Source organism: Verrucomicrobiia bacterium, from assembly GCA_035765895.1.
GTDB lineage: Bacteria > Verrucomicrobiota > Verrucomicrobiia > Limisphaerales > DSYF01 > DSYF01.
The window spans coordinates 35,324-49,006 of record DASTWL010000087.1 but is presented as its reverse complement, the minus strand read 5'-3'; the positions used below and the strand labels follow the sequence as shown (position 1 = coordinate 49,006).

Annotated in this window: 10 protein-coding genes; 9 read left to right on the top strand and 1 reads right to left on the bottom strand. The window is 63.5% G+C overall.

Annotated elements, in window-relative coordinates:
• Positions 1-1,190, bottom strand: a 1,190-nt coding sequence (locus VFV96_16990) for a hypothetical protein (protein HEU5072102.1), incomplete at its 3' end; no start/stop codon positions are given.
• Between the two features lie 175 nt (positions 1,191-1,365).
• Here VFV96_16990 and VFV96_16985 point away from each other — a divergent pair.
• From VFV96_16985 to VFV96_16945, 9 genes are all read left to right on the top strand, one after another.
• Positions 1,366-2,196, top strand: a complete 831-nt coding sequence (locus tag VFV96_16985) for a hypothetical protein (GenBank protein ID HEU5072101.1) — start codon at positions 1,366-1,368, stop codon at positions 2,194-2,196.
• A 102-nt stretch (positions 2,197-2,298) separates the two neighbouring features.
• The gene (locus VFV96_16980; GenBank protein ID HEU5072100.1) at positions 2,299-2,919 is read left to right on the top strand and encodes a hypothetical protein; all 621 of its coding nucleotides are present in this window, start codon (positions 2,299-2,301) and stop codon (positions 2,917-2,919) included.
• A 520-nt stretch (positions 2,920-3,439) separates the two neighbouring features.
• On the top strand, positions 3,440-4,081 hold the full coding sequence (locus VFV96_16975; GenBank protein ID HEU5072099.1) for a hypothetical protein: 642 nt from the start codon (positions 3,440-3,442) through the stop codon (positions 4,079-4,081).
• A gap of 396 nt (positions 4,082-4,477) precedes the next feature.
• Complete coding sequence (locus VFV96_16970) at positions 4,478-4,894, top strand: hypothetical protein (GenBank protein HEU5072098.1); 417 nt, start codon at positions 4,478-4,480, stop codon at positions 4,892-4,894.
• A gap of 184 nt (positions 4,895-5,078) precedes the next feature.
• On the top strand, positions 5,079-6,374 hold the full coding sequence (locus VFV96_16965) for a TIGR03118 family protein (protein ID HEU5072097.1): 1,296 nt from the start codon (positions 5,079-5,081) through the stop codon (positions 6,372-6,374).
• Positions 6,375-6,530: 156 nt separating this feature from the next.
• On the top strand, positions 6,531-9,638 hold the full coding sequence (gene uvrA, locus VFV96_16960; protein ID HEU5072096.1) for an excinuclease ABC subunit UvrA: 3,108 nt from the start codon (positions 6,531-6,533) through the stop codon (positions 9,636-9,638).
• Positions 9,635-10,429 carry a cysteine peptidase family C39 domain-containing protein gene (locus VFV96_16955; GenBank protein ID HEU5072095.1) on the top strand — a complete coding sequence of 265 codons (795 nt, stop codon included), beginning with the start codon at positions 9,635-9,637 and terminating at the stop codon, positions 10,427-10,429. The genes uvrA and VFV96_16955 overlap by 4 nt, the downstream gene beginning before the upstream one ends.
• Entirely contained in the window at positions 10,426-13,158 is a 2,733-nt protein-coding gene (locus VFV96_16950; GenBank protein ID HEU5072094.1) for an excinuclease ABC subunit A, read from the top strand. The genes VFV96_16955 and VFV96_16950 overlap by 4 nt, the downstream gene beginning before the upstream one ends.
• On the top strand, positions 13,155-13,646 hold the full coding sequence (locus VFV96_16945; protein HEU5072093.1) for a Uma2 family endonuclease: 492 nt from the start codon (positions 13,155-13,157) through the stop codon (positions 13,644-13,646). Before VFV96_16950 ends, VFV96_16945 begins: the two co-directional genes overlap by 4 nt.
• The last annotated feature ends 37 nt before the right edge of the window (positions 13,647-13,683 follow it).

The following is a 13,683-nucleotide window of genomic DNA, read 5'->3' as shown; positions in this document are numbered from 1 at the left end:
CCGCCAAACTTGCCGCACCATTTTTTCCACTGAGTTGCGGTTAGTCCGAGTTTGGTCCGCTTTGGATCTTCAAAAATCTGGCGGATTTCTTCCGCCTTCAATCCCCGAACAGCGCTGCCCGCTTTGAGCCGCATGTTTTTGAGTTTCATTAAAAAGACGACTTCGGCAGCAATGCGTGATTTCGGGTGCAGGTCACCATTGCCATCCTTCCGAATCTTGCAGACGTTCAGGCGTGGGATGAGCACGCACTTGCCAATGATGCGGTTGTCAAAGCGTGGAATTTTCTGACCGACGACACCTTGCCAGTCGTTTGCACCTCCCTCGCGCAGACCAAATTGCTTGCGGAGCTTCGCGTCAAATGACGCGTAGGGTTTGAGCGGCGGGCCAAACAACAGATAATCAGCCTTGCCTTCCAGCTTTGGAAATTGCTTGGCAGCCGCATCAACTAACGCGCGCACTTCGTCTTCGACGAGTTTACGGGGGACAATCTGACCGCGCGTTGACTGTGCATGGCAGTCCTGCCGCATTTTTAATTCTTCCGGCTGCGCGGGATTCCACAGGCCCATTCGCCAAGCGTCAAAGTAGCATTGCCAGTGATACTCTTTTCTGCTGCCAGCCATTGCAGCGAGTTGCTTTCCAAACTCCTGCATTCGGGTAAGCGTTGCGCCTTCTTCATCTTCCGGTTTCTCGTTGCGGCGTTGTTCCCGCGTCTTCCATGGAATATCTGAATCATATCCCCGCCGCTGAATCGCCGAGTGGAGCGCCTTGTAGATTTGCCACGGCTCCAATTTTTCCCCGCGAAGCAATTTGATGCGGAGCAGACAACTGGTATAGCAGGTGTCATCACCCGGCGCGGCAAACTCGCGCTCCAGCCGTGGGTCACCGGGCGTTACATTCCATTTCTTTTCCTTTTCATTCCACGTCACACGTCGGCCTTGCAAAACCTCAATACCAGCCTTGCGCATCACTTCATCAAGCCAGGCTTCGCGTGCTTTGTGTGCCTGACGGGTCCGCCACATTCGTCGTCGGTTGGCGGCAGTCTTGGTTTCAGCAAACTCAGCGGGGATAAGCAATGAGGCCTTGTGAAGAAACCGGTTCCCTTGCCGCACGGCCTCGCCGATTGATGCCTTGCCCAAGTCAAATGCCCAAATGGTCGGTTCCCCGCCCGTGGAGTGTAGTTGGTAGTCCATGTCCCGTTCCTTGTCCTTTGCTGGAATGGCCGGCTTTATAGCCAATGGGGGCACCCCCTGCCAACGGCAAATTCCCAGGGGCTGTCAATTTCTAGGCGCCGCCGTGGCAACCTTGTCCCGCTTTGACACGTCTCCACCCAACGGCCGCTCGCGCTAGTCACGCGATTTGTAACTCATGGGCGACAAACCGGGGGCGCTGAAAAAATATTTTCGGCCCACTGATTGCGTCCGCCGGGCGCTGTTTTGCCTTGTCGCCCGGCAGGTTTGCGGAACCTCTTTGCAACCTTGCGGAGCCAACCGGAAATATGGCGAAGCCTTTCCGCAAGTTTTCCAGGTCAATCGGAAAGGTTGCCAAGCGCGTCGGAAATATTGCGAAGCCTTTTGGAAACCTTGCAAAGCCGCCTGGAAATATTGCGGAGCCTTTCGGAAAGGTTGCAAAGCCTCTCAGAAATATTGCGGACGCCTTCCGCCAGTTTCCGGAGCGCTTCAGAAAGTCTCCGAAGCGATTCTGACCGTCTCCGGTGTCGTTTTGCCGGTTTCTTTTGCGCTGCGGAATGCCAGTCTGGTGACCGGCGCTCCCGGGCCGGAGCACGGCTGTCCCCAGCCGCAGCGCGTCGCCGATAGAAAGACCGGCAAGATTTTCCGGGACGTGCGCCGGCATTCGGAAGTGCTGCGGCTGGGACAGCCGCGGTCCGCCGGCTCAGAGGCGCAAGGCGCAAATCTCGGGATTGCGGAATCTCCCACCGTCGCATCGCGAGCGTGGCCGCGCGCCCCCCCCCGGAGCGCCGACGTCCACGTCGGCTTTAACCAAACAAACGGCCTTGTTGCTTGGATGGAATCGCAAGCCGGGCGGGCACTGAAATTTGACCGGCCAAAGCCGGTCGGGAGACTGGCACTCCCGGGCCGGAGCACGGCTGAACCGATCCCACGGTTGCAGGTGGCTGATAGCGTCGGTTGTCTGGCGGTGTTGACTTTACGTTACCTTACAGGTTTTCGCCGTCATTAACTTTAACCATGATGGCAGACGTTCTGCTAATGACCCTCCCGCCGGTCCCCATGGCCGGCATGACGGAAACAACCAACAACAACCAACAAGAAAGGTAAAGGTATGATCGTAAAACCATCGGTCTCGTTCCTGTTAAAGGACAATGATGCCACCCTGTTCAACCGGGTAAACGGCATCGTGACAGCCATGACCAGCAACGCCAGCTATCCCTCCCCCACGCCGACGCTGGCCGACGTGAGCACGGCCAATGATGACTTCGCCACGGCGATGGCGAATGCGGTGGATGGCGGTCTGACGCTGACCGCCATCAAGAATCAGAAGCGCGCGGCGCTGGTGGCACTGGTGCGGCAACTGGCCATCTACGTGCAGGCCAACTGCACGGACGACCTGGCAGTGCTGCTGAGCAGCGGGTTTCCGCCGCAGAAGCCGCAGCGGCAGCCCGTGGGCGTGTTGCAGCCGCCCAGCAACCTCACCGTGACGTATGGTCCGCGCACGGGTGAGTTGCGCGCCAAGGCGAATCCAGTGGCAGGCGCGGCGGTTTACAACTGGCAGCTCACGTCCGCCGCGAATCCGGGCGTGGTGTTGCAGACGGGGCAATCCACGGCAGCGAACTACACGTTCACCGGCCTGACGCCGGGCCAGGTGTATAACACCGTGGTCAACGTGGTCGGCGCCGCCGGCCCGAGCAGTTGGAGCGAACCCGTGCCGCAGATGGCCGCGTGAAATCAGTCGCGTTTCTCCGATACCCCAACCACCAACCCCCATGGCGCCCGGCCTTCACCGGGCGCCATTTTTTTCGCGCCGGCCACCCTGCTCCTGAACCAACCCACCCCCAACCCCTCCCAAGAGGGGAGCGGGACAGGATACATTGGCAGCGCAGTTCTTCTTCAGGAAGGGGCGCCGGACAGAACGTGCGCGAAACGCAGTTCCCCTCCTGGGAGGGGTCAGGGGTGGGTTCCAGAGTTCAAAGGGCGCAACGTTCAGTTCGGAGAAATTTCCACCCCTCCGAGGGAAAAACGGACGGCGTGAGGGGCAAACCCCGGAGCCTTGGCCACAGGGTTTTTGGAAATGGTGGATGAGGAACACGCTCGACACGGTGGGCGTCCGGGCGTAGATAAGATTTCGAGGGGATTGGTTTTGGTTCCGATGCGCCGCGCAGCCGTTCCGCCACCGCAATCAGGTTCGCCATCCCGCATCACCCCGGAGCGAGCACGCCGTTTCGCCCCCACGAACCGCCCGGCGTATGAATGCCGATGCCTATTGGTATGTCCTCGGAGCCAGCCTGGCGGGCGGCGTCTCCGGCGCCCTGGTGATGTGGCATCGCCGGTGTTCGCAGCGCACGGGCGAGAGCACGGTGCGCCGTCTGATCGTTTTGACGGCCGGCACGGTCGCCTTCGGCGGTGCGTTGTTCGCCTTCACGCGGGCCTTCGGTCAACATTCTCCCGTCCATGCGGTGCTGGTCATGGTGCTGGTCACGGCCTGGGTGGCCGTGCTGCAATCGGCGATGCCGCTGCCAGTTCCCGCGACGCTGTTGCGCGTGAACGCCAGTGAGTTTGCGGTCCTCCGATTTCGTTGGATGGGGGTGCGCGGGTTTGGCGGGCTATTGCGTCGCACGCCGCTCCGCCATTTGGGTGGCACAGTCTATCTGGTGGACGCCGGACGCCAGCTCGACACGGTGTTGCGCGGCATTTATCGCGCGGAGGCGGTCCATCTGTGGGCCGCGATGAGTTGCGTTCCGTGGCTGGCGTGGTGGGCCGCGCACGGGCAGTGGTCGTTGATCGTCTGGGGCGTCGCGGTGCAGCTGCCGCTGAATGTTTATCCCGTCCTGCACCTGCGCTACGTGACGTGGCGGTTGCAACGCCATGCGGCGCGATGGCGGCGGTGAATTTGTTCAGGAGCGCCGACGTCCGCGTCGGCTTAGGCGGAGCGAACGGCCGGGTTGCCGGATGAAGGGACAAACCAGGCGCGCCCTGGAATTTGAACCTCGAAAGCCGGTCTGGCGACCGGCGCTCCCATGCAGGTGCCGGAGCGCGGCTGTCCCCAGCCGCAGCGGGTCGCCGACAGAAAGACCGTCCAAATTTTGCGGGACGTGCACTGGCATTCGGGAGTGCTGCGGCTGAGGACAGCCGCGGTCCGCTGGCGCCTGGCCCAATTCGCCGCTTGACGGTTGGGCCTGACGGCCTAGCTTTTCGGGCACCTAATCAGATCACAAGTCCGGTGCTGCGCCCGCAGAGCAACCGGAACAATGGGAACGACCGAACCAACTCAAAACACAACGATCATGGAAACTGCCACTCCTCCCCTGCAAGGCTCGACGCCGCCGGTCGAAACCGCCGAAGACAAGACCGTCGCGATTCTCAGCTACTGCACGTTGCTGGGTTTCATCGTCGCGCTGATTCTGCACCAGCAGAAGAAGACGCAGCTGGGCGCCTTTCACCTGCGCCAGGTGCTCGGCTACGTCATCACGGGCTTCCTGGGCTGGATCCCGGTGTTCATCGTGGTGCTCGTGTTGGGCTTCATCGTGGCGCTCGTGAGCAAGCCGCTCGCCGCCCTGCTGGCGGGCGTGATCTATTTTGCCTTCCTCATCGCGATGCTGGTGTTGTGGGTGCTCGGGCTCGTGGCGGCCATCAAGGGCGAACGCAAGCCGATGCCGGTGGTGGGCCCGCTCTACCAGAAATATCTCAGCACCGTTTTTTGAGCGGCCGTTGCGACTGAATCCCCGGTTCGCTGGATCAGCAATCGCACAAGCGAACCCACCGAAGCTGCCCCACTGGCAATCGACGCGGTAAGGCGCAAAGCCAACGCAGAAACCGCGTCGCGTTGCGTGCCTTGCAGCCCCCATTCTGCTTCTTTCCCCACACGGCGACCGCAAATTGCCGTGCATGGGAACAAAGTCCCGCCCGCCCGCTCTTACCCTGCGGTATTGCCTGCTGATCTCCGGATGGGAAGGCGAAGCGGTTTCCGTCGATGGACGCAACGGCTTCGGTGTGACGGAGTTTGTCCGGGTGGTGGCAGGAGCACCAAGCAAGAAACAACGTCAACACATTCACCGCATGAAAAACATTGTCCGTCTTGAATCCATTCCAACTGTGCCGGCCCGCCGGCGTTTAACCGGCGGCGGGTGGTGGCTGGCCCTCCTGTGTGCCGCCCTCACCGCCCAGGCCGAGGAGCATTTCCGCCAGGTCAACCTGGTCTCGGACCTGCCTGGGGTCGCCCAGCTCCAGGACGACGCACTCGTCAACGCGTGGGGGCTCTCCGCCGGGCCCACCACGCCGTTCTGGGTCAGCGACAACGGCACCGGCGTTTCCACACTTTACCTGGTTACCAACGACACGGCCAACGTGGAGCACGTGACCAAGCTCGGCCTGACGGTGGCCATTCCCGGTGAAGGCAGCCTGACCGGACAGTTGTTCAACAACACGGCCAGCTTCAACACGAATGCCTTCATTTTCGTCAGTGAAGATGGAACCATCTCCGGCTGGCGGACGAGCCTGGGCGTGACGGCCGAGGTGCTGGCCACCCGCCCGGGCGCGAATTACAAGGGCGTTGCGCTGGCGGACACGGCCAACGGACCATTGTTGCTGGCCGCGAATTTTGCCGAAGGAACCATCGATGCCTACAATGGCACGATGCAACTGGTCGCGCAGTTCGCCGACCCGCACGCACCCGCCGGCTATGCGCCCTTCAACGTCCAGTCGCTCGACGGGCTGATCTTTGTCACCTACGCCATGCAGGACGCGAACAAGGAAGATGATGTGCCCGGCCGCGGCCACGGCCTGATCGATGTCTTGAACCCGGAAACGGGTGCGTTCCACCGATTCGCCACCGGTTCCGCCGCCGGCGGGCGGTTGCAGGAACTCAATTCGCCGTGGGGGCTGGCCCTGGCACCGGCATCATTCGGCAAACACGCCGGGGAATTGCTCGTCGGCAATTTCGGCAGCGGCACCATCATGACCTTCGACGCCGAAGGCAAATTCCGCGGCTATCTCAAAGGCGAACACGAGGGGCCGATCGTCATTGAGGGACTCTGGGCGTTGCTGGTGGGCAACGGCGACCGTGGGGGCGATGAAGATGCGGTCTATTTCACGGCCGGCCCCGGCGGCGAGGCTCATGGCCTGTTCGGCAGTCTTTATCCGGCCCGTGAGAAAGAGGATTACGGCCACCGCGGCAACCGCTGACCCCCTGTTCGTGGTCACTTCGCCCGTCGGCGTTGTCCCGGAATCCTCCGGGGCGACGCCGGCGCTTTCGTTGCGGCTCCCGCATTCCGTCCGACCGGATGCAAAAGACGGCGCCGGAATTTGACACGCCTCCGCCCGCCGCTACATTCCGCGGCGATGTCACAGGCGAAGGCTGGCGGCCACATCCATCTCCGCGGTGTCCGCCACAACAATCTCAAGGGATTCGACCTCGATCTGCCGCTCCACCGGCTCATCGTCGTCACCGGTTTGAGCGGGTCGGGCAAGAGTTCGCTCGCCTTCGACACCTTGTTCGCCGAGGGCCAGCGCCGCTACATCGAAACCTTCTCGCCCTACGCGCGGCAGTTTTTCGACCGCATGGACAAGCCGCGCGTGGACCAGATCACCGGCATTCCGCCCGCCATCGCCATCGAACAACGCAACGCCGTCCGCACCACCCGCTCCACGGTCGGCACCATGACCGAAATCTGCGACTATCTGAAGCTCCTGTGGCCGCGTTTCGCCCGGCTGCACTGCCGTCAATGCGGACAACCGGTGCGCAAGGAGCCGCCGCAATTCATCTGGGAGCGGTTGAGTGCGGAGTGCGGAGTGCGAAATGCGGAATGGCTGATCACCTTTGACGTGCCCTTGTCGGAAAAGCTTTCGCTGGAGGAATCCCTCGCGCTGATCGCGAAACAAGGATTTCAACGGCTCCTGATTGACGGAGAAATCATCCGCCTCGACGAGGCCGCCGCCCATGCCGCGCTGCGCCCGCCGCGGGCCGCACTCACAATCATCCAGGACCGCGTCAGGCTCGCCGCCGCCAACCGCGCCCGGTTCGTCGAGGCCTGCGAACAGGCGTATCACTTCGGCAAGGGCAAACTGGCGATTTGGGAGTTGGACGCATCCGTTCCGCCCGCCGCGCTCCGGGGGCCGCGTTTATTCAGCCAGGGTTTTCACTGTGCGACATGCGATCTCGATTACCGCGAGCCGTCGCCTGCGCTGTTCAGCTTCAATCATCCGCTCGGCGCCTGTCCGGCGTGCAAGGGCTTTGGGCGCATCATCTCGATTGACTACGACCTCGCCCTGCCCGACCGCCGCAAAACGCTCACCGAAGGCGCCGTGCGTCCCTGGCAGAGCGGCTTCAGCGCGGAGTGCCAGGCGGACTTGCTCAAGTTCTGCAGGCTCCGCAAAGTCCCGACGAACGTCCCGTTCAATCAGTTGTCCGCCGCGCACCAGGACTGGGTCATCAACGGCGACCCCGGTTACGGCAGCGACAGGGACCACGAATGGCCGCGGGCTTGGTATGGCGTGAAGGGATATTTCCGCTGGCTGGAGAGCAAATCCTACAAAATGCACGTGCGCGTGCTGCTGTCGCGTTACCGCGCCTACACGCGCTGCCCGGAATGTCACGGCGGCCGTTTGAACCGCGACGCCCTGCTCTATCGAATCCCAAGTGAAGCCGGCCGGGTGAAACGGGAGGATAACCCCGACGATAAAAATCCAGCCTCCGGCTTTCATCCTCCTGCGTCGCTGAGTTTGGCCGACTTTTACGCGCTGCCCATTTCCGACGCGCTGGCCCTGGTCGAATCGCTCGCCCGAACGCAACCTGCGGCCCAGCGCAACGCACAATCCGCGCTCGCCGTCGCGCTCGATGAAGTCCGCGCCCGCCTGCAATACCTCGTCGAGGTCGGCCTCGGTTATCTGACGCTGGACCGCCCGACGCGCACACTTTCCGGCGGCGAAACGGAACGCGTCAACCTCACCACCTGCCTCGGCACGCGGCTGGTCAACACGCTGTTCGTCCTGGATGAGCCCAGCGTCGGTTTGCATCCACGCGATACCGCCCGGCTGGTGCGGCTGCTCGAACAGCTTCGCGATCACGGGAACACCGTGGTCGTTGTGGAACACGAAGCCAGCGTCATGCGCGCCGCGGACCAGATTGTGGATCTTGGCCCCGGGCACGGCGCCACCGGCGGCGAACTCGTCTTCCAAGGGACGTTCCGTGAGATTCTGAAGAGCCGGAGCAGTCTGACCGGCCAATATCTCAGCGAACGCAAGCGCGTTGAACCGTCGCAGTTGCGGCCCACGGACAAGAGCACCCCGCGGCTCAAGCTCAGCCACGCCACGCGCCATAATCTCAATGACGTCACGGTGGAAATTCCCTTGGGCCGGCTGGTCGTGGTCAGCGGGGTGAGCGGTTCCGGCAAGACCACGCTGGTTCGCGAACTCCTTTTTCCCGCCGTGCAGGCCGCGCTGGGCGCCGACCGGGAACTGGCCAAGGCATCCGACCGGCTTGATGTCACCGAACGCGAGGAGGGTCCCGAAGCTGAAAGTGCCGGGCCGGCCGCGCATCAGCTCACCGGCGCCAAACCGCTCGCGCGCGTGCTGCTGGTGGACCAGTCGGCGCTGGGCAAGACGCCGCGCTCGAACCCCGCCGTTTACACGGGCGCCTTCGAGCATGTTCGCGAGGTGTTCGCGCAATCTGAAGCGGCCCGCCAACGCGGCCTGAACGCCAGCGCGTTCAGCTTCAACTCGGCCGTGGGCCAGTGTGAACGCTGCCGCGGGGCCGGCTTTGAAAAGATTGAAATGCAGTTCCTGAGCGACGTGTTCATCCGCTGTCCGGACTGCAACGGCCGGCGTTACCGCCCGCATATTCTCGAGGTCAAAATCCGCTCCACGCCTGCCGTCGCCGCGACCGCGTTGGAGTGGTCGATTGCAGACGCCCTGGAAGCCACGGTCGATGAAGCCGCCGGTTTCTTCGGCAGTTTTGCCGATTCCAAACCCGCCCGCCGCGCGATCACGGCGCTGCGATTGTTGCAGGATGTGGGGCTCGGTTACCTGCAACTGGGCCAGCCCATCAACACGCTCAGCGGCGGCGAGAGCCAGCGCCTCAAGCTCGCCGCGCACCTGGCCGAAGCCGCCCTCGGGGAGTCCGTCCAACCGGCCGGTTCCACCCACGGCACCTTGTTCATCTTTGACGAACCCACCACCGGCCTGCACTTCGACGATGTGCGCGTGCTGCTGGCGGTTTTTCAACGGCTCGTAACGGCCGGGCATTCGGTGCTCGTGATCGAGCACAATCTGGACGTCATCAGGGCGGCGGATTGGGTCATTGATCTGGGGCCGGAAGCGGGAGTTGACGGGGGAAAAGTCGTGGCCACGGGCACCCCGGCCGACATCGCCCGCTGCGCCACCAGTCACACCGGAAAATTTTTACTGGGCGAACTACGCGCCAGCGAACAGGGAAAGGCCAAACGCACATGAACCCCCTGTTCTGGCCAACCGCCGCCCTGGGCGTTTTGCTTTTTCTGCTGGGAAACTGGCTGGCCCGGAAATCGTCCAGCTCACCGGCCCTCCTTTGGGCCACGGCCGTCGTGCTGGCGTTGCCCGGCCTGGTCTTCGCGCTGTATTACTTCAAACTCCTCGGTGAACCGCTTTGGTTGTATCGCTTTCGCGCGATGCCCGGCACCGAACTGACTGGCGCCGGCATGGGACTGCTGGCCGGAATGTTGCAGAGCACCCGAACCCGCCGGCCACGGCTGCAAAAAGCCACCAGCGCCTTCGGTTTTCCCGTGATTTTTGGCTTTGCCCTGTGCCTGCCCTACTTGAAGCCCGTGTTGCGCCCCCTGCACCTGCCCGCTTCGTCCAACGGCTGGACACAGGGCGTCTGCCGCCAATCCACGCCCTCAACTTGCGGCCCGGCCAGCGCCGCCACCCTGGCCCGCCTGGCCGGAGTGAACCTGGATGAACACACGCTGGCGCACGAGTGCTTTACGTCCGAGCGCGGCACCGAAAACTGGTATCTCGCGCGCGCGCTGCGACGACACGGGCTGACCGCGGAATTCGCGGAACGCTCCCCCACCGGCGAAGCCCTGCCCTATCCTGCGATTGCCGGCGTGACGGCGGGCTACGGCACCGGACATTTCATTCCCATCCTCGGTCGGGATGGCTCCAATTACATTGTTGGCGACCCGATGCGAGGCCGTGAAATCATGTCGCCGGCCGACCTGCACGAGGCTTATCAATTCACCGGCTTTTTCCTCATTGTGAAGTGAACCGCGAAGACACCATCCAAATCCTCGGCGCCCGCGAGCACAACCTGAAGAACATTTCGCTCGCCATTCCGCGCGGGAAGTTCGTCGTCGTCACCGGCGTCAGCGGCTCGGGCAAGAGCACGCTCGCCTTCGATCTCATCTTTGCCGAGGGCCAGCGGCGGTTCCTGGACTCCATGAGCGCCTACGCGCGCCAGTTCGTCGAACAGATGGCGCGTCCCGACGTGGACCTGATCGACGGTCTGCCGCCCACGGTCAGCATCGAACAGCGCACCACGCGCGGCGGCGGCAAAAGCACCGTCGCCACCGTCACGGAGATTTATCATTTCGTCCGCCTGCTCTTCGCCCGGCTCGGCACGCAGTATTGTCCGGATTGCCAGGTCGCCGTGCGGCCGCAAACCCATGACGAAGTTGAAGCGCAGCTGCGCGCAGCCCTGAAGCCGCGCGGGCCGCTCCGCCTGCTGGCGCCGGTGGTCAAACGGCGCAAGGGCTTCCACACCGACGTCGGCGAATGGGCCGCCAAGCATGGTTACGCGGAAATTCGCGCCGATGGCAAATTGCGTCCAACCCGGGAACCGTTGCGTCTGGACCGTTTCAAAGAACACGACGTCGAGGTGGTGACGGGCATTTTGAACCCCGGCGGCGCCGCGGCGCAGAGGAAAGGCGGGCCAAAATCTTCGCGTCTCCCCGTCGCCGCGGAGAAATCGGCTGCTCAGTTGATCGCCGAAACCTTGAAGTTGGGCAACGGCACCCTGCTCGCGCTGGACCGGCGCGGCCGCGTGTCCGTGCACAGCACCGAACGCGTCTGTCCGTCGTGCCAGCGCGCCTTTGAGCCGCTGGACCCGAAGAATTTCAGCTACAACTCCCCCGCGGGCTGGTGTCCCAAATGCCGCGGCTTCGGCGAATTGTTCTACCTGCCCGAGGTTGAGCGCGGGGCGAACGCCGATTCGGTCGAGGAAAGCTGGTGGAGCTGGGCGCAGGAGCGGGAGGTTTGCCCCGAATGCCACGGGGCGCGCTTGAATCCCGTGGCCCGCGCCGTGCGGTTGGCGGGAACTTCACGCCGTGCCGCTCCGACCATTGACGTTCTGTCCGCCCTGGACGTGGAAGCCGCCGCCCGGTTTTTTGCCACGCTCAAGTTCGATGCGCGTGCAGCCGCCATCGCCCGCGACATCCTGCCGGAAATTCACGAGCGGCTGCGCTTCCTGAACGAAGTCGGGCTCGGCTACCTGCAACTGGGACGCGGCGTGCCCACGCTTTCGGGCGGTGAAGGCCAGCGGATCCGCCTCGCGGCACAGCTGGGTTCCAATCTCAGCGGCGTGCTTTACGTTCTCGACGAGCCCACCATCGGCCTGCACACCCGCGACAACGAACAGTTGCTCAACACGCTCGAACGGCTGCGGGCGCGCGGCAATTCCGTGCTCGTGGTGGAGCACGACGAAGACACGATGCGCCGCGCGGATTACGTCATCGACCTGGGCCCCGGCGCCGGCGTTCACGGCGGTCAGGTCGTGGCGAGCGGGACGTTGCCGGAGCTGCTGCGCCATCAGGATTCCCTCACCGGCCAATGCCTGCGCGCCCAGGCGGAGAAACGCTATCCGGCCCGCGGCGCGCGGCGGCCGGTCACAGCCAGCGAACGTCCGCAGGCGAAGCGCAACGCCGCACCGTCCGGTTCCGCCTGGCTGACGTTGCAACACGCCGCGAAAAACAATCTGCGTGATCTGACCGTGCGTTTTCCGCTGGGCCGGTTCATCTGCGTCACCGGCGTCAGCGGCTCGGGCAAGAGCACGTTGATTCGCGAATGCCTGTTGCCCGCGCTGCAAACGGCGCTCCAGAAGGGCCGCGGCCCCGCGCGCGCCGCGGCCGGAACCAAACGCCTGCCCGGGCTGACGGGCTGCGAATCCATCGCCGCGGTCTATGAAGTGGACCAGTCGCCCATCGGCCGCACGCCGCGCTCGATTCCCGCCACCTACGTCGGCTTCTTCGACGACATCCGCCAGTTGTTCGCCCAGGTGCCGGAGGCGCGGATGCGCGGTTACACGGGGAGCCGGTTCTCGTTCAACAGCGCGCAGGGGCGATGCCCCGAATGCGAAGGCGCAGGCGTCATCAAACTTGAAATGAACTTCCTGCCGCCGGCCTTTGTGCGGTGCGAAACCTGCAACGGCACGCGGTTCAACCAGGAAACGCTCGACATCCAATACGCCGGCAAAAACATCGCCCAGGTGCTGGATCTTTCGGTCGAGGAGGCGCTGAACTTCTTCGCGGCGCACCGCAAGATTCATCGCGCGTTGCAGGCGCTCCACGACACGGGACTGGATTACCTCAAGCTCGGCCAGACGAGCCCGACGTTGAGCGGCGGCGAAGCCCAGCGCGTGAAACTCGTTTCCCATCTCTTGTCCGGTCTGCGACCCGGTCCCGCGGAAGCGCCGTTGCGGGCCGCGAAATCCCCGGCCCGCAACCTGTTCATTCTCGAAGAGCCCACCATCGGCCTGCACATGGCCGACGTGCGCCGGCTGGTGGACGTGATTCAACGGCTGGTGGACGCCGGGCACACCGTAATCGTCATCGAGCACAATCTGGATCTCGTGGCCGAAGCGGACTGGGTCATTGACCTCGGTCCCGAAGGCGGCGAAGGCGGCGGCCGGATTGTTTGCGCCGGCACGCCCGAAGCCGTCGCCCGGAACAAACGCTCGCACACCGGACGCTTCCTCCGTAACGTGCTGCACCACGCATGACCGAGCCTTACGATGAGTTGTTGTATGGCGAACCCCACCTGCGCCTGGCGCCGGGCGAACGCCACGAACGCCTCTGCGCCCGCCTCCACGCCACTCTCCTCGCCAGCGTGGCCAACCTGGGCGGCACCCGCCTCCTGCCCGTCCGGACGCGGATTCAACTCAATTCGCAGCACGCCCTCCGGCCGGACCTCGCCCTGGTCACCACCGCCAACAACCGCCTCTGGCTCGCCGTGGAAATCGTCAGTTCGGACGACCACCGCGTCGACACCGTCCTCAAGAAGCAAATCTACGAGGACACCCGGCTCCCGCGGTTGTGGATGGTGGACCCGCGTTACGACAACGTGGAGGTTTACCACGCCACCGCCTACGGGCTCGTGTTGAAAGGCATTCTGGCCGGGAGCGAAATTTTGAGCGAACCGCTGCTGCCCGAATTTCAAATTGCCGTGCGCGATTTGTTTGCCGCGGGAGCAACCCCGCCTGCGAATTGAAAAAAGTTGCACCCCGACAGCGGGTGCGACAGAGTGG